Origin of the sequence: Pseudomonas sp. zfem004, from assembly GCF_032621715.1 — a bacterium.
GTDB lineage: Bacteria > Pseudomonadota > Gammaproteobacteria > Pseudomonadales > Pseudomonadaceae > Aquipseudomonas > Aquipseudomonas sichuanensis.
Window position 1 is genome coordinate 263,634 of sequence record NZ_JAVYJF010000007.1, and the last position, 20,556, is coordinate 284,189.

Consider the following 20,556-nt stretch of genomic DNA (forward strand, 5'->3'; position numbering starts at 1 on the left):
CGGTCAGTTAAGCCCATTGGGGTCGCTGCGCGACCCTTCGCGGGTAAACCCGCTCCCACAGTACAGCGCTCGATTCAGACTTTGCGCGATCCTGTGGGAGCGGGTTTACCCGCGAAGGGCTGCAAAGCAGCCCCAATAAGTGCGATGAAGCGTTAACTGATTGGTATTAGGGCATGGGGGCATCATGCGCGTTGCCAGAGGCAATGGCGAGTGCCCCGGCCACCGTTACTGCGCGGCTGGCGGCACCTCCTCTTCATCCCGCCGATGCGCCCACTGGTACAACGCCGGCAGCACCAACAAGGTCAGCGCGGTGGACGACAGGATGCCGCCAATCACCACGGTCGCCAGCGGCCGTTGCACCTCGGCGCCAGTGCCGGTGGCCAAGGCCATGGGGATGAACCCCAGCGACGCCACCAGTGCGGTCATCAGCACCGGGCGCAGGCGGGTCAGCGCGCCCTCCTCGACCGCCGCACGCAGCCCTCGGCCCTCTTCGCGCAGGTTACGGATGAAGGCGATCATCACCAGGCCATTGAGCACTGCCACCCCCGACAGTGCGATGAACCCCACCCCCGCCGAGATCGACAGCGGGATATCCCGCAGCCACAGCGCCAACACGCCGCCCGTAAGGGCGAACGGGATACCGGTGAACACCAGCAGGCCGTCCTTGAGGTTGTTGAACATCATCAACAGCAACGCCATCACCAGCAGCAACGACACCGGCACCACCACCCGCAGGCGCTCGGCGGCCGACTGCAACTGTTCGAACTGGCCGCCCCAGCGGGTCCAGTAGCCCGGCGGGATCTGCACCTTGTCGATCAGCGCCTGCGACGCCTCTTCGACGAACGAGCCAAGGTCACGGCCGCGCACGTTGGCGCTGACCACCACCACCCGCTTGCCGTCCTCGCGGCTGATCTGGTTGGGGCCCAGTTGCAGGTTCAAGGTGGCCACCTGGGACAACGGGATGAAGCCGATCTGCGTGGCGCCGCTGGCGGCACTGGCGGGCACCGGGATCAACAGGCTGGACAGCCCGTCGACATCGGTGCGCAGGGCTTCGGGCAGGCGCACCACCATGTCGAAGCGGCGGTCGCCCTCGTACAGGGTGCCGGCGCTGCGCCCGCCCACGGCGATGGCGATGGCGTCCTGCACGTCGCCCACGTTCAGGCCGTAACGTGCGGCCTTGTCGCGGTCGATGTCGATGGTCAGCACCGGCAGGCCGGTGGTCTGCTCGACCTTCACTTCCGAGGCCCCCGGCACCTGCTGCAGGCCGGCGGCGATCTGCGCGGCAGTGCGGTTGAGCACTTCCATGTCGTCACCGAACACCTTCACCGCGACATCGCTGCGCACCCCGGAGATCAGCTCGTTGAAGCGCAGCTGGATCGGCTGCGACAGCTCGTAGTTGCTACCCGGCACGCTGGCTGCGGCGCGTTGCACTTCGGCGATCAGCTCATCCCGCGGTTTGCCCGGGTCTTGCCATTGCTCGCGCGGCTTGAGCATCACGTAGGCATCGGAGATGTTCGGCGGCATCGGGTCGGAGGCGATTTCCGCGGTACCGGTACGGGCGAACACCCGCTCCACTTCCGGTACCCGCTCGATGATGGTTTTTTCCAGGCGCTGCTGCATGTCCACCGACTGCGACAGGCTGGTGCCCGGCACACGCAAGGCCTGTAACGCGAAGTCGCCCTCGCTGAGGCTGGGGATGAACTCGCTGCCCATACGGTTGGCCAGCACGCCCGACAGCAGCACCAGGGTGGCGGCGCCGGCAAAGGCCAGGTTGCGCCGACCCAGCACCCAGTCCAGCACCGGGGCATAGCGGCGGCGCGCGGCGCGCATCACCACGCCCTCCTCTTCCTTGACCTTGCCGGTAACGAACAGCGCGATGGCCGCCGGCACGAAGGTCACCGAGAGGATCATCGCCCCCAGCAGCGCCAGCACCACGGTGAAGGCCATGGGGTGGAACATCTTGCCCTCGACCCCGGTCAGGGCAAAGATCGGCAGGTACACCACCATGATGATCAACTGCCCGTAGATCAGCGGCCGACGCGCCTCGCGGGCGGCGGCGAACACTTCATGGAAGCGCTCGGCACGGGTCAGGATGCGGCCATGGCGCTGCTGGGCGTGGGCCAGGCGGCGAATGGCGTTCTCGACGATCACCACCGCGCCGTCGACGATGATGCCGAAGTCCAGGGCGCCGAGGCTCATCAGGTTGGCGCTGACCTTGTTGCTGAACATGCCGGTGAAGGTGAACAGCATCGACAGCGGGATCACCATGGCGGTGATCAGCGCCGCGCGGATGTTGCCCAGGAACAGGAACAGCACGGCGATCACCAGGATCGCGCCTTCGATCAGGTTCTTCTTCACCGTGGCGATGGCTTTTTCGACCAGGTTGGTGCGGTCGTACACGGTAACCGCCACCACGCCCTTGGGCAGGCTGCGGTTGATCTCCTCCAGCTTGGCGGCCACGGCCTGGGACACGGTGCGGCTGTTCTCGCCGATCAGCATGAACACCGTGCCCAAGACCACCTCACGGCCGTTCTCGGTGGCCGCGCCCGAGCGCAGCTCCTGGCCCAGGCCCACCTCGGCCACATGGCTGACGCGGATCGGCGTGCCATCGACACTGGAAATGACGATGTTGGCGATGTCCTCGGCCGAAGCCACCTGGCCCGGCGCACGGATCAGCAGCTGTTCGCCGTTGCGCTCGATGTAGCCGGCGCCGACGTTGGCGTTGTTGCGCTCCAGTGCCGCGATCAGGTCGTTGAGGGTGAGTTTGTAGGCCGCCAGGCGCTTGGGCTCCGGCGCGATCAGGTACTGCTTGGCATGGCCGCCGATGCTGTTCACCTCGGCCACGCCCGGCACGTTGCGCAGCTGCGGCTTGATGATCCAGTCCTGGATCACCCGCAGGTCGGTGGCGGTATAGGGCGTGCCGTCGTCCTTCAGCGCGCCGCCCTTGGCCTCCACGGTCCACAAGAATATCTCGCCCAGGCCGGTGGAAATCGGCCCCATGGCTGCCTCGATGCCTTCGGGCAGTTGCTCACGCGCCACCTGCAGGCGCTCGTTGACTAGCTGGCGGGCGAAGAAGATATCGGTGCTGTCATCGAAGATCACCGTCACCTGCGACAACCCCGAGCGCGACAGCGAGCGGGTCTGCTTGAGGCCCGGCAGGCCGGCCATGGCGGTTTCGATGGCGAAGGTGATGCGCTGCTCGGTCTCCAGCGGTGAGTAACCGGGCGCGGCGGTGTTGATCTGCACCTGGACGTTGGTGATGTCGGGCACCGCGTCGATGGGCAGTTTCTGGTAGCTGTGGATGCCCACGGCGGCCATCAGCACCACGGCGAGCATCACCACCAGGCGTTGCTCGATGGCGAACTGGATCAGGCGTTCGAACATGTCAGGCGTTCCCGGTCAGTGGCTGTGTTCGGCCGAGCCTTTGCCCAGCTCGGACTTGAGGACGAAGCTGCCGGCGGCAGCCACCTGGGTACCGGCGGCGAGCCCTTCGTGGATCTCCACCTGGCCGCCATCGCGACGGCCTGGTTTTACCGGGCGGGCCTCGAAGCCTTCCTCGGTACGAGCGAACACCACGGTCTGCTCTTCCCAGGTTTGCAGGGCCGCTTCAGGCACCACGACGGCCGCGTCGAAACGCTCGACGGTGACGGCGATGTTGACGAACAACCCCGGGCGCCAGGCGCCATTGGGGTTGGCCAGGGTGGCGCGTACGGTGGCGGCGCGGTTCTGCTCGCCCAGCAGGCTGCCGACGTAGTTGACCTTGCCTTGCACCTGGGCGCCGAGGTCCGGTGCGCTGACGGTCACGCCACGGCCGCTGACCACTTTGTCCAGGTCGCGCGGGGCCACGGCGAAGGTGGCCCAGACCCGGCTCAGGTCGGACAGGGTGAAGGCGTTGCTGGTCTCGTCCACCACCTCGCCCACGGTCAGGTGCTTTTCCACCACCACCGCATCGAACGGCGCGCGCAGCTCATAGCGGTTGCCCTTGCCGGCCGGCGCCACGGCGGCGACTTTCTGCCCGGCGTTGGCGGCGGCGATCTCGGCCTCCTGCAGGGCCTGGCGGGCCTGCAGGTAGTCCTGCTCGGCGCTGATGCGCTCCTGCCACAGCTGCTTTTCGCGCTCGAAGGTCAGGCGTGCCAGTTCCAGACGGCGCTGGGCCGCCTGCTGCTCGCTGCGCAGCTCGGAGATCTGCTGACTGGCGATCACCGCCAGCACCTGGCCGCGCTTGACCGCCTGACCGAGGTCGGCATGCACCGACTCGACCACGCCGGGTACCCGGGGGACCACGTGGGCGGTGCGGTCTTCGTCGAAGCGGATCTCGCCGGGGAAGCTGATGGCGGTGCCCAGGGTTTGCGGGCCTGCGGTGACCAACTGCACGCCGGCGGCTTGGATCTGTTCGGCGCTGAGGTGCAACTGGCCCTCTTCTTCGGCGTGGCTTTCACCTTCGGACGCACCATGGCCGTGGCCATCGTCCTTTGCTTCGGCATGGCCGTGGTCTTCTTCGCCATGGTCATCGTGCTGGGCCTGGCTGCTGGAGGCCTGGCCGAGGGTGCCGGTCCAGGCCAGGCCGCCGAGGCCGAGGGCGGCCAGGGCTGCGGCGAGGATCGCGAGTTTGCGGGGGTTGGTCATGGAGGCTCCTGCTGGGGGAAATCGTCAGTTGCAATTCGGGCCCCATCGCGGGGCAAGCCCGCTCCCACAACGGCAAAGTCAAGGTTCGTGGGAGCGGGCTTGCCCCGCGATGGGCTGCGGCTCAAAGCTCGCCGTAGATGCGTTCCACCTGCGCCCGGGCATCGGTGGCCGAGGCCAGCGCCTCGAGGTACAACCCGCGCGCCTCGATCAAGGTGCGCTGGGCGTCGAGCACATCGAGAAACGCGAACTTGCCCATTTCGAAGCCTCGGGTCGCGGTGTCCACCGCCTGCTGCGCCGCCGGCAGGATGGTGCGGTCGTAGGCCTGCACCTCGCCCATGGCCGTGGCCCACTGGTCGAGGGCACTGCGGGTATCGCTGCGCAGGCGCAACTCCACGGCATTGCGCAGGTCGCGGGCCTAGTCGGCGCGGCGCGAAGCGGCCAGCACGTTGCCCTGGTTACGGTCGAACAGCGGCAGCGGCATCGACAGCCCCACCACATTGACCCGCTCACGGTCCTCGCGGCTGTACTGGCTGCCGACGCTGACGGTCAGGTCGGGGATGCGCTTGGCCTTCTCCGAGCCCAGGCTGGCCTCGCCGCGCTCGATCTGCGCCGCGGCCAGGCGCCAGTCGGCGGTTTGCTCGACCTTGCCCAGCAACTGCTCGGCCTGGGGTGCCGGGCCGGGTGACAGGGTGGTGCCGTCGAGGCTGTCGAAGCCTGCCTGGGCGCTGCCGGTCAGCCGCGCCAGAGACTGCCAGGCCACGCTGCGCTCGGTACGGGCACGGCGCACCGCCGCCTCGGCCTGGGCCAACTGCACCTGGGCGCGGGTGGCCTCGACCGGTGACGACTGGCCGGCCTTGACCCGCCCTTGCACCACCCGCAGCCCGCGCTCGGTCAGGGTTTGGGACTGCTGCGCCAGCTCTAGCGCGGTCTGTGCGCGCAGGGCGGCGTGGAAGGCCTGGATCACGTCGGCGCGCAGGCCATTGCGCTGGCGCTCAAGTTCCAGTTGGGCGACCGTCTGGCCGGCCTCGGCCACGTCGATGCGCGCCCCGCGCTTGCCGCCCAGTTCCAGCGGTTGGCTCAGGGTGACGGTGGTGGTGCTGGTATCGCGGCGGGTGTCCTCGACCTCCCAGGACAGCTCTGGGTTGGGGATCAGCCCGGCCTGGCGGCGCTCGCCCTCGGCAATGCCGATCTCGCGGCCGGCGGCGGCGAGTTCGGGGTTTTCGGCGAAGGCGGCGGCGAGCGCCTGGTCCAGGCTCAGGCCCTGGGCGCTGGCTGGGCCGGCCAGCAACAGGCAGAGCAAGGCGATCTTGCGGGGGATGGGCACGGCTTGAGTCCTCGTCGACGCGCGGCGGAATACGTTGGCGAGGGACTGTAGGGAGCGGTGGTTATCGGGGGGGTGGCGTGAAGATTACAATTTTGTAATTTCGGGGGGCCTGGCCTGGATCGTAGGTGGGCCACCAGGTGTAGGGCGACAGCCTTGCAGCGCTCGATCTCATAGGCGCAGCAAAAACCCCGGCGAACCCATTCCAGCCCCACCCAGTCCGATAATCGCCCATTTTCCAAACCAGCCATTTGACGAAACTAACCGGGTAGTACAAAACTCAAGGTATCCAAAAACAACAAAGCGATACCCCGCCATGACACCCCGAATCCTCGTGCTCAACGGCCCCAACCTGAACCTGCTGGGCACCCGCGAACCGGCCCAGTATGGCCACGAAACCCTGGCCGACCTGGCCAACCTGTGCGCCACCAGTGCCGCTGAACTGGGCCTGGAGCTGGAATTTCGCCAGACCAACCACGAAGGCGAACTGCTCGACTGGATCCACGCCGCCCGTGGCCGCTGCCACGGCATCCTGATCAACCCCGCCGCCTGGACCCACACCTCGGTCGCCATCCGCGACGCGCTGATCGCCAGCGAACTGCCGGTGATCGAAGTGCACCTGTCCAACGTGCACAAGCGCGAACCGTTCCGTCACCTGTCGTTCGTCTCCAGCATCGCCGTCGGCGTGATCTGTGGCCTCGGCAGCCAAGGCTACAAGATGGCCCTGGCGTACTTCGGCGCGCACTTCAAGGAGCAGGCATGAGCACTCCAGGCATCCTCGCCGGCCTGATCGGCCGTGGCATCCAGGCCTCGCGCACCCCGGCGCTGCACGAACACGAAGGCGATGCCCAGGCGCTGCGCTACCTGTACCGGCTGATCGACGCCGACCGACTGGGCGTGGACGACAGCGCCCTGCCCCAGCTGCTGGATGCGGCCGAACGCACCGGCTTCACCGGGCTGAACATCACCTTCCCGTTCAAGCAGGCGATCCTGCCCTTGCTCGACGAACTGTCGGACGAGGCAAGGGGTATCGGCGCGGTGAACACCGTGGTGCTGCGTGACGGCAAGAGGGTCGGCCACAACACCGACTGCCTGGGCTTCGCCGAGGGCCTGCGGCGCGGTCTTCCGGATGTAGCCAAACGCTTGGTGGTACAACTGGGCGCCGGTGGTGCGGGCTCGGCGGTGGCCCATGCGCTGCTGGCCGAAGGGGTCGAGCGGCTGGTGCTGTTCGAGGTGGACGCTGCCCGGGGCCAGGCGCTGGTGGACAACCTTACCCAACGCTTCGGCGCCGGCCGCGCCGTCCTCGGCAGCGACTTGGCCTGCGCAGTGGCCGAGGCCGATGGCCTGGTCAACACCACGCCGGTGGGCATGACCAAGCTGCCGGGCATGCCCCTGCCGGCCACGCTGCTGCATGCCCGGCTGTGGGTGGCGGAGATCATCTATTTCCCGCTGGAGACCGAACTGCTGCGCCATGCCCGGGCCCTGGGCTGCCGCACGCTGGATGGCGGCACCATGGCGGTGTTCCAGGCGGTGAAGGCGTTCGAACTGTTCAGCGGGCGCACGGCCGATGCCGAGCGCATGCAGGCGCATTTCGCCAGTTTTGACTGAGCGAACCATCGCGGGGCAAGCCCGCTCCCACGATGCTGCCTTGAGTGCTTGCGTGGGAGCGGGCTTGCCCCGCGATGGGCGTTACGCGATCAAGCCTTGATGTAGCGCATCACCGCCTCGCAGATCACCTGCTTGTGGCGCTGCTTGACCTGCTCGTCCGACAGGTCGATCTGGAAGATATCGCCAAAGGTGTGACGGTTGGACACCCGGTAGAAGCAGAACGAACTCATCAGCATGTGCAGGTCGATCACCTCGATCCCCGGGCGGAACACGCCTTCGCGCACGCCACGGGCGAGGATCTTGCCCAGCGCATCGAGCACCATGCTGCTCATCTCACGGATCACCGGCGACTGCTTGACGTACTCGCCGTAGTGAATGTTCTCGGTGCAGACAATGCGCACGAAATCGACGTTGTTGGCGTGGTGATCGAAGGTGAACTCCACCAGGCGCTGGATCGCCTGCTCAGGCTCCAACGACTCCAGGTCGAGGCTGTGCTCGGTCTTGCGGATATCGCCGTAGAGCTTGACCAGGCACTCGACGTACAGCTGCTCCTTGCTGCCGAAGTAGTAGTAGATCATGCGCTTGGAAGTGGCGGTGCGCTCGGCGATGGCGTCCACCCGCGCGCCGGCCAGGCCTTGCTGGACGAACTCGGTGATGGCGGCCTGGAGAATGTTCTCGCGGGTCTTCTCCGGGTTGTTCTTGCGCGTTTTGCGCACCCCTTCGGCTTCTGGCTGGACTACCGAATCACTCATACCGACTCACAGGCTCATTGTAGGAATCCGCCGGATTATCCGTGAGCCGAGCGGCGCAGGGAAGCGCGCTGTTGGTCGGGTGGTCAGGTTTGACCCATCAGGCCTCATCGCGGGGCAAGCCCGCTCCCACGCAGTTGAGACAGTGGCGTGGGAGCGGGCTTGCCCCGCGATGCTTCACAACACCGGCTTGCGCCCTGCCCCGCTACGCGCCTTGGCCATCGCGGCCAAGCGCACCGCCACATTGGCCGCGCCGTAGCCGGCATAGCCACCCTTGCGCTGCAGGATCTCGAAGAAGAACCGCCCTTCGAACGGCTCGGTGTACACGTGGAACAGCTCGCCGCCCTGGGCATCGCGGTCGTACAGCACGTTGTAGTACGCCAGTTCACTCAGGAACTCATCGTCGAAATCGAAGCGCGCCGCCAGGTCGTCGTAGTAGTTCAGCGGGATCTCCAGCAACGGCACCCCGGCCTCCTTGGCCCGGGCCACTTCGCGGAAGATGTCGTCGCAGTCGAAGGCGATATGGTGCACACCCGAACCGCGATAACTGTTCAGCGCATGGGCGATGGCGGTATTGCGGTTCTCGGAGATGTTCAGCGGCACACGCAAAGTGCCGCAGTGGCTGCGCAGGGCGCGGCTCTTGACCAGGCCATAGGGGTCAGGCAGTACCACCTCGTCATCGGCGGTGAAATCGAACACGCTCTTGTAGAACAGCACCCAGCTGTCCAGCGCCTCGGCGGGCAGCGCCAGGGCCATATGGTCGATGCGCTGCAGGCCGCCGCTGGCGCTGACGCCCTGCTCCAGGCAAAAGTCGGTGTCGTAGATGCTCAGGCCTGCGCCTTCGGGCTCTACCAGGTACAGCAGGCTGCCATCCGGCGCCCGCACGGACGGGATCTCCCGCTCGTTGGGGCCGACCAGGCCACGGAACGGCTGGCCGCGGTAGGCGGTGGCGCGATGCAGCGCCGCCTGGCCGTCCTTCACCCGCAACGCGGTGGCGCACAGCGACGGGCCGTGGGCCTCGAAGAAGTTGTGGGCGAACGAATAGGGTTCGGCATTGAGCACGATATTGATATCGCCCTGGCGCAGCAGGCGCACGGCCTTGCTGCGATGCGCGCCGGCCTCGGCGAAGCCCAGGCGCTTGAGCCACACGCCCAGGCGCGCGCCGACCGCCTCGTCGACCGCGAACTCAAGAAACTCCACGCCGTCGTAGGCGCTGGCGGCAGGCGGCGCAAACAGCACGCCCGGTTCGACGGCCCGAGCCTCACGCGCCAGCTGCAGGCGGGTCTTTTCTTCCAGGTACAGCAGCGAGCGCAGGCCATCGGCGGCATTCTGCCGAGGGGGCGCGGCGCGAAAACCATCGTTGAACACCTCCAGCGACAACGGCCCACGGTATCCCGTGGCCAGGATCGGCGCGAGGAAACCGGCCAGGTCCATCTCGCCCTGCCCCGGGAAACAGCGGAAATGCCGGCTCCACTCCAGCACGTCCATGGCCAGGATCGGCGCATCGGCCATCTGCACGAAAAAGATCTTGTCGCCCGGGATGTCACGGATGGCGCTCGGGTCGCCCTTGAGCGACAGGGTGTGGAAGCTGTCGAGGATCACCCCCAGCGCCGGGTGGTCGGCCTGGCGCACCAGGTTCCACACCTGCTGGTAGGTGTTGACGTGGCGGCCCCAGGCCAAGGCCTCGTAGCCGATGCGCAGGCCACGGTCACCGGCGTGCTCGGCCAGCAGGCGCAGGTCGTCCACCAGCAGTTGCTCATCGCCCAGGGCATCGGGCTGCACGTTGCTGCATACCAGCACCAGGTCGGTGCCCAGCTCCTGCATCAGGTCGAACTTGCGTTCGGCGCGGTCGAGGTTCTTGTGCAAGCGGTCGCGACGGCAGCCCTCGAAGTCGCGAAATGGCTGGAACAGGGTGATGGCCAGCCCCAGGTCGGCGCACATCTGGCGGATTTCACGGGGGCTGCCGGCGTAATACAGCAGGTCGTTTTCGAAGATCTCGACGCCGTCGAAGCCCGCGGCGGCGATGGCTTCGAGTTTCTCTGGCAGGGTGCCGCTGAGGGACACGGTGGCGATCGAACGCTGCATGGCGGGTGTTCCTTGTTATTTGGGGGTGTGCAATGAACTCATCGCGGGGCAAGCCCGCTCCCACGACTGGCAACTGTGGGAGCGGGCTTGCCCCGCGATCAGCTGGCACGATCGATTATTCGCAGGTAAAGTCGCCCCGGCAATGCACTTTGTACGAAACAGTTAGTTTTTGTTCGATTACCGAACAAAACCCGTTTCGACGAATTGATTCACCCCGCCCCGTGAACAACCATGAACACCAGTCGCAGGCCCGCCGGCCTTTCTTGCTGCCACGCCGGTCGTTCGGCGGAACCTGCGCTGTACAGCCCAACGTCACCACATAATAAGTTCAATAAAACGGGTACCGACCTATGCTCAGCTTCCTCGCCCTGCGACCCGCATCGCCTCGTTCGTCTTCTCCCCATAGCCCCGTTGCCGTGCCCCGCGCGCGCTGACCACCGGCCCCTGACAAGAACAACGGAGACAACATGGCCCACTCAAGTTCCCAAGCCAAGAAAGCCACCGCCAGCGGATGGATCGGCTCTGCCCTCGAGTACTACGACTTCTTCATCTATGCCCAGGCCGCGGCGCTGATCTTCCCGCAGATTTTCTTCCCCAACACCGACCCGAAGATGGCCATCATCGCCTCGCTGGCCACCTACGGCGTGGGCTACCTGGCGCGCCCGGTGGGTGCCTTCGTGCTCGGCCACTGGGGTGATACCCGTGGGCGCAAGAACGTGCTGCTGCTGTGCATGTTCCTGATGGGCCTGTCGACCATGGCCGTGGGCCTGCTGCCCACCTACCACGACATCGGCCTGCTCGCCCCGGCGCTGCTGGTGGTGCTGCGCCTGGTGCAGGGCTTCGCCGTGGCCGGCGAGATCTCCGGGGCCAGTTCGATGATCATGGAGCACGCCCCCTTCGGCCGCCGCGGCTACTACGCAAGTTTTACCCTGCAGGGCGTGCAGGCCGGCCAGGTAATGGCGGCGGCGGTGTTCCTGCCACTGGCCTACTTCATGCCCAGCGACGCGTTCAACGAGTGGGGCTGGCGCATTCCGTTCCTGATGAGCGCCGTGGTGCTGATCGCCGGTTTCATCATCCGCAAAGAGGTGCACGAGACCCCGGCCTTCGTCCAGGAAGAAAAACAGGACAAGGTGGCCAAGTCGCCAATCAGCGAAGCCTTCCGCCACAGCTGGAAGCACATGGTGCTGGTGATGTTCATGGCCCTGATGAACGTGATCCCGGTGGTCGCCACCATCTTCGGCGCGGCCTACGCGGTGCAGCCGGCCTACGGCATCGGCTTCGACAAGAGCGTGTACCTGTGGATCCCGGTGGTGGGCAACATCGTCGCGGTGCTGGTGATCCCCTTCGTCGGCAACCTTTCCGACAAGATCGGCCGCCGCCCGACCATGATCGCCGGTTGCCTGGGCTCGGGCCTGCTGGCCTTCGTCTACCTGTACGCGATCAGCATCCAGAACGTGCCGCTGGCGTTCGTCGCCTCGATAGTCATGTGGGGCATGGTCTACCAGGGCTACAACGCAGTGTTCCCAAGCTTCTACCCAGAGCTGTTCCAGACCCGCTACCGGGTTTCGGCCATGGCCATCGCGCAGAACATCGGCACCATGCTCACCGCCATGCTGCCGGCGCTGTTCGCCATGGTGGCGCCACCGGGCTCGGACAACATCCCGATGGTGGTCGGTGGCTTGGCGTTCTTCATTACCTGCGTGTGCGCCTTTGCCGCGTACCTGGCGCCAGAGACGCACCGCCTGGCCATGGAGGATCTGGGCAATCCGCAGGCCCAGCCCATGGAGCGCGAAGCCTATGAAGCCAGCCGCAAGGGCAGTTTGAAGGCGTTCACTCACTAACAACCAAGGGCCGCTCAGCGGCCCTTTTGCTATCCCCTTGGAACACGCGCCACTCACCAAAACGGGTGATTTCGGCGATTGCGCGGGTGTGGGAGCATTTCTCCAACCCCAGGGCCCAGGACCGGCGCCCGTTCAAGCAGAGGACCTGCCCCCCGATTGCATCCCCCTTGCGCGACTTCCAAGAAAGAGAAAAAGCCATGAATGCTCCCTTCGCACCGCAACGCCAGACCCAGGACTACCAGCAGGCCGACGCCGCCCACCACATCCATGCGTTCCTGGACCAGAAAGCCCTGAACGCCGAAGGGCCGCGGGTGATGGTGCGGGGTGAGCGCCTGAACCTGTGGGACAACGACGGCAACCGCTACCTCGACGGCATGTCCGGCCTGTGGTGCACCCAGCTTGGCTATGGCCGCCGCGACCTGACCGCCGCCGCCGCCGCGCAGATGGACCAGCTGGCCTACTACAACATGTTCTTCCACACCACCCACCCGGCGGTGATCGAGCTGTCCGAGCTGCTGTTCAGCCTGCTGCCGGGCCACTACAGCCACGCCATCTACACCAACTCCGGCTCCGAGGCCAACGAGGTGCTGATCCGCACCGTGCGCCGTTACTGGCAGGTGGTCGGCCAGCCGCAGAAGAAGATCATGATCGGCCGCTGGAACGGCTACCACGGCTCGACCCTGGCGGCCACCGCCCTGGGCGGCATGAAGTTCATGCACGAGATGGGCGGGCTGATTCCCGACATCGCCCACATCGACGAGCCCTACTGGTACGCCGCCGGCGGCGAGCTGACCCCGGCCGAATTCGGCAAGCGCTGCGCCCTGCAACTGGAAGAGAAGATTCTCGAACTGGGCGCCGAGAACGTCGCAGGCTTCATCGCCGAGCCGTTCCAGGGCGCTGGCGGCATGATCTTCCCGCCCGAGAGCTACTGGCCGGAAATCCAGCGCATCTGCCGCCAGTACGACGTGCTGCTGTGCGCCGACGAAGTGATCGGCGGCTTCGGCCGCACCGGCGAATGGTTCGCCCACGAATACTTCGGCTTCCAGCCCGACACCCTGTCCATCGCCAAGGGCCTGACCAGCGGCTACGTGCCCATGGGCGGCCTGGTGCTGAGCAAGCGCATCGCCGAAGCGCTGGTGGAGCGCGGCGGCGTGTTCGCCCACGGCCTGACCTACTCCGGCCACCCGGTGGCCGCTGCGGTGGCAGTGGCCAACCTCAAGGCCCTGCGCGACGAAGGCGTCGTCGGCACGGTGAAGGACGACACCGGCCCCTACCTGCAGCAGTTGCTGCGCGAAACCTTCGCCGATCACCCGTTGATCGGCGACATCCAGGGTACCGGCCTGCTGGGCGCCCTGCAGTTCGCCGAAGACAAGGCCACCCGCAAGCGCTTCGCCAACGAGAACGACCTGGCCTGGCAGTGCCGCACCTTCGGTTTCGAAGAAGGCGTGATCATTCGCTCCACCCTTGGCCGCATGATCATGGCCCCGGCCCTGATCGCCACCCGCAGCGAACTCGACGAGCTGGTGGAAAAGACCCGCATCGCCGTCGACCGCACCGCACGCCTGGTCGGCAAGCTCTGACCTGAACCTACCGCCCACCCCAACCAGGGTGGGCGGCTTGCGTGCACGTGCACGGCCCCGGCCGCCCCGCCTCAAGTGAAGCTCTCCAGACGGTACGCGCCCCGCGCGTACCGCGGCGTCCTGTCGTCAATTTCCAGGAGTTCGCAATGCATACAACAACAAATACAGCCGATGCTCATGCCCACCCTTCCCCATCCCAGGCCAGCGCAAGCGGGCGTTTCCGGCAGTCCATGGGCCTGACCGCCCTGGTGCTGTTCGGCCTGGCGTACATGGTGCCGCTGGCGGTATTCACCACCTACGGCTTGGTCACCCAGATGACCAAGGGCCACCTGCCCACCGCCTACCTGCTGACCCTCGCCGCCATGCTGCTGACCGCCTACAGCTACGGCCGCATGGTCCAGGCCCACCCGTTCTCCGGTTCGGTGTACACCTACACCCGCAAGGCCTTCGGCAGCTACTTCGGCTTCATGGCCGGCTGGACCTTGCTGCTCGACTACATCTTCCTGCCGTTGCTCAGCTACCTGCTGATCGGCATCTACATGGCCGAGTACTTCCCCGCCGTGCACGCCTGGGTGTGGGTGCTCGGTTCCATCGCCCTGGTGACCTTCCTCAACCTGATCGGCATCGAATCCATCACCCGGGTCAACTGCGTGCTGGTGGTGGCCCAACTGGTGTTCATCGTGGTCTTCGTCGGCCTGTCGATCCAGAATATGGGCGCCCAGGCCGAGCCGGTTTCGCTGCTCAAGCCGTTCCACCACGAAGGCTTCGACATGCCGCTGATCATGACCGGCGCGGCGGTGCTGTGCCTGTCGTTCCTGGGCTTCGACGCGGTGTCGACCATGGCCGAGGAAACCGCCAATCCCAAGTTCCGCATCCCCCTGGCGATCATGGCGGTGACCCTGTTCGGCGGCCTGCTGTTCCTGATCGTGTCGTGGTGTGCGCAGATGGTGTTCCCCGAGTGGGCCATCTTCAAAGACCCGGACTCCGCCTCGCTGGACGTGATGCGCCGCGTCGGTGGCGAGCTGATGGTCACCGCCTTCACCGCCACTTACGTCGCCGGCTGCTTCGCCTCGGCGATGGTGTCCCAGGCCAGCGTGTCGCGGGTGCTGTTCGCCATGGGCCGCGACGGCGCGCTTCCTAAAGTGTTCGGCCGCCTGGTCACCAGGAAGCGCGTGCCCGCCACCGCGATCATGCTGGTCAGCCTGCTGTCGCTGATCGCCCTGTTCATCACCCTCGACACCGTCGCCAACATGATCAGCTTCGGCGCGCTGTTCGCCTTCTCGGCGGTGAACCTGGCGGTGGTCAAGCACTACCTGGTGGACCAGAAACTGCGCGGGGGCCGCAACTGGCTGCTGTATGGCGCGATTCCGGCGCTGGGCTTTCTGACCACCATCTGGTTGTGGACCAGCCTGTCGAGCATGTCGTTCATGATCGGCTTGAGCTGGATGGCGTTGGGGTTCCTGTGTCTGCTGGGGATCACCAAGGCGTTTCGGGTCAAGTTGCCGGCGTTGCAGATGGCGGAGTGAGGGGTTGGATTGGTGAAACTCGAGAGGAGCACATTTGTGCTCCTTTTTGTTTTCTCGCATAAGTAGAACTAATCAACAATGAGGAGAATTGATTAAACTAATGGCCCGCTGAAATGCACACTGCCGTCTTTCAAACGGGAGAAACCTTATGTCAGGGGAAAAATCGATCTCAGCTCTGCTCCGCGGCATGAGCCCAATCCTCAATGAAGGCGACTTTGTGTTCTGCACAGTGGCGGACACTTGCGCGCTTCAGGGTACCGATGTGCTTGGTACTTTCCGCGAAAAAGAAGGCCTCACTGCAATCATTGAGCGCGAACGCGCTGATGCACTGGGCCTTGAGTACAGTTTTGTGGCAGCTTGGATCACGCTCACGATCCACTCGGCGCTTGATGCGGTGGGTTTGACGGCCGCATTCGCGACCGCACTTGGAAAAGCTGGCATCAGTTGCAACGTGATCGCAGCCTTCTACCATGATCACATTTTCGTAGCCAAGGATGATGCCGCCAAAGCCATGGATGTCCTCCATGCCTTATCTCGCGCAGGCGAATCCAGTTAGCCCTCAGCCATGGTGATTGCGGTTTACCTATTGGCGCGACGCGCATCCTGTGGGAGCGGGTTTACCCGCGAAGCAGGTGCCGCGGTGGTGAGGGAGGACAAGGATAGTCAGCCCGATCCAGAGGCGCTAAACGAACCAACGCGGCCATTCGTGACGAAGGTGATCTTTGTGGGAGCGGGCTTGCCCCGCGAACACGGGCGTAGCCCGTGCCAGGCTACTCCTTTTCATGGGCCGGCCTCTTCGCGGGACAAGCCCGCTCCTACAGAATCACTGCCAGCTTCATCGGCAGCTTCGGGTCGATTGCCGCCACTTTACACGGCACACCGCATTTAGTGCTCGAGGCTGTACAGGTAGAGAGCCCATTTCATCGCTGTGTTACCTGCCGAACCCAGCTTGAACCAAGTTAAAAAGAGGGCTGGCGAAATTGGGAGCAACATTGCCAGCCCCCTGAAAACTTCAAGACCTAGGCTGGCTTGAGTGCAGGCCCAATCCATTTGTTCACCGTCGGGGCTTGCCACTGCTCCAGAGCGCTGATCAACACAGATGGATCCGTGTGATAAATCAGCATCTCATTGTGCTCGGCCTTCATGAATCCTTGCGCCACAGCATGATCGAACAAATGGCGCACCGGTTCGAAAAAACCATCGATGTTCATGCAAGCCACGCCTTTTTGGTGTTCGCCCAGCTGGGTCAGCGTCGCCACTTCAAACAACTCCTCGAAGGTTCCAAGGCCGCCGGGCAAGGCAATGAATGCATCGGCGCACTCGCTCATGCGGGCCTTGCGCGTGCGCATGTCGTCGGTCACTTCATATCGGCTCAGTCGTTGATGCATATGGCCGAGTTCAAACAACAAGCGGGTGATGATGCCGACGACTTCGCCGCCCTCGGCGAGCACGCTATCGGCTATTACGCCCATCAGGCCTTTGTCGCTGCCACCGTAGACCAGACGCAGGCGGCGCTTGGCGATCTCACGGCCCAACGCGCGAGCGCTATCAGCATAAGCGGGGTTGAAACCGTGGTTGGAGCCCGTGAATACCGCAATGCTTCGCAGTGGAGCTCTCATCATCGTATTGCTTCCTGCTGGAGGCGATTCAGGCTGTAACTCGATGGTGACGGGAAAACCAGCGCGTGCAGTATGTTCATGTGATCCATGTGTGTAGATGAGGACAGGATCCGTATGGTGCAGTCGCTGGGCCCCGCGACAAAGAGCCAAGAATCTTCCCTCGGGCTGGGCCATGACCACCTGTAGCGATAGCTGACTAGAGCAGCGCCAGAACGCGTTTCCCAAGCTGTTCGGCGCTGGCTTGCGAATCGACGTTGGCGAAGCCGAGCATCAGTCCGCTATGGCTCCGGGTGGCGATGCAACAATCACTCAAAGCCTCGGCGTACAGCCCCGCTTGCAGTAAGCGTTCGACCAGCGCGCGGTCGGACTGCGGCTGTGTCAGGCGCATTATCAAATGCATGCCTCCCGGCTGCGCATCGAGGCTGATGTGATCACCCAGGGCCTGCTTGAGCCCCTTCGCCACTGCCTCGCGCCGCTCACCGTAGAGCTTGCGCATGCGCTGGATATGACGAGCGAAGTGACCTTCGCTCATGAAGGTCGCAACGATGGCCTGAGTCAGCTCCGGACAACCACCCAGAAAGGTCTGGCTGGCCTGTTCGAAAGGTTCGACCAAGGCCGCGGGGACCACCAGGTACGAGAGGCGAATACCGGGGAACAGGACTTTGCTGAAGGTGCCGGTATAGAGCACCCGCCCATCCTGGTCCAGGCTCTTGAGCGCGGGCAATGGCCGGCTGATGTAACGATATTCGCCATCGTAGTCGTCCTCGATCACCCAGGCCTGTTGCCGGGTTGCCCACTCCAGCAGTTCCAGGCGTCGCGGCAGTGACAACGCAACGCTGAGCGGGCTTTGATGGGCCGGCGTGACGACCGCCGCTCGTGCGTGAGGCCAAGCATCAATACCCTGGGCTACCCGCATCCCGTCATGGTCAACCGGGACAGGAGCAATCTGCATGTGCATGTGCTCCAGCAACTGGCGCGTGGGCGGATAACCGGGATCTTCAATCAGCACCTGATCCCCCGGCTCAAGCAAGGCATGGCTGACCAGCGCCAGGGTGGTGCGATAGCCCGAAGTGACAAACACTTGCCTGGGCAGGCAGGTAATCCCTCGCGCCATCTGCAGGTAGCTGGCGATCGCCGAACGTAACGAGTCCAGGCCATAAACCGAGGGATTGGCCATGTCGTGGATACGGGTCGTTCGCACACAACGCGCCCCCAACTGCGCCCAGATTTTTCGCGGAAAGGCATCCAGTGCGGGCAGCGCCATCTGAAACGGGAGAATCGATGCCTTGGGCCGAATGGAGATGTCACTACCCGAGCCATCACTGGGTTGCACGGGTGCGGGCGTCGTTCTGACCTTGAGCCCGAGCGCCACGACCGTGCCGGCCTGGCCACGCGACTGGAAATAGCCCTCCGCGCTCAGCAGTGAGTAAGCGGTATCGACTGTGCCGCGCGCCAACCCGAGTTCCTTGGCCAATGCCCGGACCGCCGGGACACGCTGCCCGGGCCTGAGTGCGCCGTCAGTAATCGCATGCCGAAAACGCCAGTAAATCTGCCGGTAAATTGGCTCGCTGGAGCTTGGGTCGAGCGGGGACAAGCGCTGGCCAGGCTGGGCTTTGGCTGCTCTCACGTCTGTATTCCTGATGAGGCCCGGCCCACTACCTTACACCTGTTACGCCCCACACCGATGAGCCATGAATGCAAAGTCTGATCAGACCATGTCATCGCTTTCCATCGGCGTCATGGCCTAACACAGGACCCGTTTCTTGGACCTTTGGCAGTGGTCCAAGTCGTCGCACCATGGAGCCGTCCAATCAACCACGAACGGTCTTCCAATGATTCAACGCATCAATTACTCCAACGCTGCTTTCGAAGGCTACAAGGCATTCGCAGACGTTTACGCCACCTTGCAACAAGGCAGCCTGCCTGTAGAACTGGTCAACCTTGTCTACCTGCGGGTTTCGCAACTAAATGGCTGTGCGTTCTGCATCGACATGCATTCACGTGACCTGCTCAAGCTCGGTGTCACCGTTGAAAAACTGCTCATGGTCCCCGTATGGCGTGACGCCGGCTCAATGTTCACGTCACGCGAACGCATTGCACTCGCGTGGGGCGAAACCGTTACCCGAGTTGCCGAGACTGGCATTCCCGATGCCGACTACGTTGAAGCGGCAGCCGAATTCGACAACAAGGAGCTGGCGGACCTGACCTACGCCATCGGCTTGATGAACGCGTTCAACCGGTTCGGTGTGGCGTTCCGTTCGACGCCTGATTGCGTCAACCGAGTGTAAACGGGCATCACATCAATACCTTCAATACGTCTCGCCCGGCCAACATCACCTGGCGAGACCTGATACGGAGTCGTCACCCATGGCATGGGCACTACTGGCAATTGCCGGAGTTCTCGAAATTGCATTTGCCTTCTGTTTGAAGGGGTCTGAAGGATTCACGCGTCTATTGCCTAGCCTGTTTGCCTTAGCCGCCGGCATATCGAGCGTGTTTCTGCTTTCACTGGCGCTACGTACGTTGCCTGTAGGGACTGGCTATGCGGTCTGGACCGGTATCGGCGCAGCAGGCACCGCAGCCCTCGGCATGGCAATATTGGGCGAGGCAATAACGCCATTGCGGCTGCTCTGCATGCTGATGATTATCGCTGGTGTTGCTGGGCTGAAGTTGGTTACGGGAACAAACTGAAGCGCTCTTCAGCCGTCACGGCCGCCCGCTTCCCTACTCTGCTGCCCGCCTTCCGCGCTTTCCACCCAGTACCGAGGCTGCGCCCGGCCAGTCAAAGGTTGCCCACCCAGTTTCAGCAGCAATTGAATCACGGGGGTGGGTGCTCGGCTCCATGTGTGACCGAGCACCCGAGTGCCCGAGTGCCGCGTTCTGAGACGGGCTCACACAGTCTTATTCCAACCGGCTGTTGTGTCGTTGTTTCAAGATATACTTTCTGCGATATGGTCAATTACTTTTTGAACGGTCGTTAACTTCTCAGCGTCTTCGTCAGTAATATTTAACCCGAACGCCTCTTCCACCGCCATCATCAGTTCCACGCTGTCTAGCGAGTCCGCTCCCAGATCATCGACAAAACTGGAATTACTTCTAACTTCTTCCTCAGTTACGCCCAGGTGTTTCGCAACTATTTCCTTTACCCGTTGCTCAATATCACCACTCATACTCACCTCCTCATACCCTCTTATAGAGCCATGGCACGGGAAACTGAGGTTTTAGCTTCGAACCAAGGCTCTCGTTGGGAGATAGGATACCCATCGCCTGTATCAAGTCATTGACGGCATGCAGCACACCGATATCTTCCATACTCGCCTTGCCGTTCATAATTCGCCGCACACAGAAATAAATCTTCAACTCGCCAAATGCGGCATCATCATGCTTCACCCGTTCATCCAGGATGATGTTGGCCTTTTCATCGATCTTTACCTGTACAAACTTGTCAAGCTCAGCCCTTGTCATGATCGTGCTCCTTTGCGAGCGGTGCATTCGACCTTGAGCGTACTGAGTGCGCAGCGCGACTGACTACTGTCAAAAATCACAGGCGGCCAGACCCATTCACGATGATTGTTCGCTACTTATGCACTGCTGTTCTAAG

16 protein-coding genes and 1 pseudogene are annotated in these 20,556 nt (G+C 63.9%); 8 read left to right on the forward strand and 9 right to left on the reverse strand.

Annotation, left to right across the window (positions count from 1 at the left end; genetic code table 11):
• Positions 1 to 225 precede the first annotated feature (225 nt).
• From RTH46_RS10585 to RTH46_RS10595, 3 genes and pseudogenes are all read right to left on the reverse strand, one after another.
• Complete coding sequence (locus tag RTH46_RS10585; protein WP_316905645.1) at positions 226 to 3,384, reverse strand: CusA/CzcA family heavy metal efflux RND transporter; 3,159 nt, start codon at positions 3,382 to 3,384, stop codon at positions 226 to 228.
• A gap of 15 nt (positions 3,385 to 3,399) precedes the next feature.
• Positions 3,400 to 4,626, reverse strand: coding sequence for an efflux RND transporter periplasmic adaptor subunit (locus RTH46_RS10590; RefSeq protein ID WP_153785932.1), 1,227 nt, complete (start codon positions 4,624 to 4,626; stop codon positions 3,400 to 3,402).
• Positions 4,627 to 4,747: 121 nt separating this feature from the next.
• A pseudogene (locus RTH46_RS10595) lies at positions 4,748 to 5,950 on the reverse strand (TolC family protein).
• A gap of 313 nt (positions 5,951 to 6,263) precedes the next feature.
• Between RTH46_RS10595 and aroQ the strand changes: the two are divergent.
• Together aroQ and RTH46_RS10605 are read left to right on the forward strand one after the other, a co-directional pair.
• Positions 6,264 to 6,710, forward strand: a complete 447-nt coding sequence (gene aroQ, locus RTH46_RS10600) for a type II 3-dehydroquinate dehydratase (RefSeq protein WP_110995939.1) — start codon at positions 6,264 to 6,266, stop codon at positions 6,708 to 6,710.
• Complete coding sequence (locus RTH46_RS10605; protein ID WP_316905646.1) at positions 6,707 to 7,555, forward strand: shikimate dehydrogenase; 849 nt, start codon at positions 6,707 to 6,709, stop codon at positions 7,553 to 7,555. Before aroQ ends, RTH46_RS10605 begins: the two co-directional genes overlap by 4 nt.
• Positions 7,556 to 7,644: 89 nt before the next feature.
• On the opposite strand, the gene RTH46_RS10610 is transcribed toward RTH46_RS10605, so the two are convergent.
• Complete coding sequence (locus tag RTH46_RS10610) at positions 7,645 to 8,307, reverse strand: TetR/AcrR family transcriptional regulator (RefSeq protein ID WP_153785935.1); 663 nt, start codon at positions 8,305 to 8,307, stop codon at positions 7,645 to 7,647.
• Between the two features lie 174 nt (positions 8,308 to 8,481).
• The gene (quiC, locus tag RTH46_RS10615; RefSeq protein WP_153785936.1) at positions 8,482 to 10,389 is read right to left on the reverse strand and encodes a 3-dehydroshikimate dehydratase QuiC; all 1,908 of its coding nucleotides are present in this window, start codon (positions 10,387 to 10,389) and stop codon (positions 8,482 to 8,484) included.
• 467 nt (positions 10,390 to 10,856) lie between these two features.
• Here quiC and RTH46_RS10620 point away from each other — a divergent pair, with 467 nt between their 5' ends.
• The 4 genes from RTH46_RS10620 (at position 10,857) to RTH46_RS10635 (ending at position 15,892) form a co-directional block, all read left to right on the forward strand.
• Entirely contained in the window at positions 10,857 to 12,230 is a 1,374-nt protein-coding gene (locus RTH46_RS10620; protein WP_153785937.1) for an MFS transporter, read from the forward strand.
• A gap of 197 nt (positions 12,231 to 12,427) precedes the next feature.
• Positions 12,428 to 13,810 (forward strand): aspartate aminotransferase family protein, encoded by a 1,383-nt coding sequence (locus RTH46_RS10625; RefSeq protein ID WP_316905647.1) that lies wholly within the window; start codon positions 12,428 to 12,430, stop codon positions 13,808 to 13,810.
• 146 nt (positions 13,811 to 13,956) lie between these two features.
• The gene (locus RTH46_RS10630; RefSeq protein WP_316905648.1) at positions 13,957 to 15,336 is read left to right on the forward strand and encodes an APC family permease; all 1,380 of its coding nucleotides are present in this window, start codon (positions 13,957 to 13,959) and stop codon (positions 15,334 to 15,336) included.
• 148 nt (positions 15,337 to 15,484) lie between these two features.
• On the forward strand, positions 15,485 to 15,892 hold the full coding sequence (locus RTH46_RS10635) for an ACT domain-containing protein (RefSeq protein WP_153785940.1): 408 nt from the start codon (positions 15,485 to 15,487) through the stop codon (positions 15,890 to 15,892).
• Positions 15,893 to 16,355: 463 nt separating this feature from the next.
• Here RTH46_RS10635 and RTH46_RS10640 read toward each other — a convergent pair whose 3' ends face one another.
• Complete coding sequence (locus tag RTH46_RS10640; protein WP_316905649.1) at positions 16,356 to 16,955, reverse strand: TIGR00730 family Rossman fold protein; 600 nt, start codon at positions 16,953 to 16,955, stop codon at positions 16,356 to 16,358.
• 196 nt (positions 16,956 to 17,151) lie between these two features.
• On the reverse strand, positions 17,152 to 18,582 hold the full coding sequence (locus RTH46_RS10645; RefSeq protein WP_316905650.1) for a PLP-dependent aminotransferase family protein: 1,431 nt from the start codon (positions 18,580 to 18,582) through the stop codon (positions 17,152 to 17,154).
• Positions 18,583 to 18,787: 205 nt separating this feature from the next.
• Here RTH46_RS10645 and RTH46_RS10650 point away from each other — a divergent pair, with 205 nt between their 5' ends.
• Complete coding sequence (locus tag RTH46_RS10650; RefSeq protein ID WP_316905651.1) at positions 18,788 to 19,243, forward strand: carboxymuconolactone decarboxylase family protein; 456 nt, start codon at positions 18,788 to 18,790, stop codon at positions 19,241 to 19,243.
• Positions 19,244 to 19,322: 79 nt separating this feature from the next.
• The gene (locus RTH46_RS10655) at positions 19,323 to 19,646 is read left to right on the forward strand and encodes a DMT family transporter (RefSeq protein WP_153785943.1); all 324 of its coding nucleotides are present in this window, start codon (positions 19,323 to 19,325) and stop codon (positions 19,644 to 19,646) included.
• 239 nt (positions 19,647 to 19,885) lie between these two features.
• Here RTH46_RS10655 and acpP read toward each other — a convergent pair whose 3' ends face one another.
• Positions 19,886 to 20,125 (reverse strand): acyl carrier protein, encoded by a 240-nt coding sequence (gene acpP, locus RTH46_RS10660; protein ID WP_316905652.1) that lies wholly within the window; start codon positions 20,123 to 20,125, stop codon positions 19,886 to 19,888.
• 10 nt (positions 20,126 to 20,135) lie between these two features.
• Positions 20,136 to 20,420, reverse strand: coding sequence for a hypothetical protein (locus tag RTH46_RS10665; protein ID WP_153785945.1), 285 nt, complete (start codon positions 20,418 to 20,420; stop codon positions 20,136 to 20,138).
• Between the last annotated feature and the right edge of the window lie 136 nt (positions 20,421 to 20,556).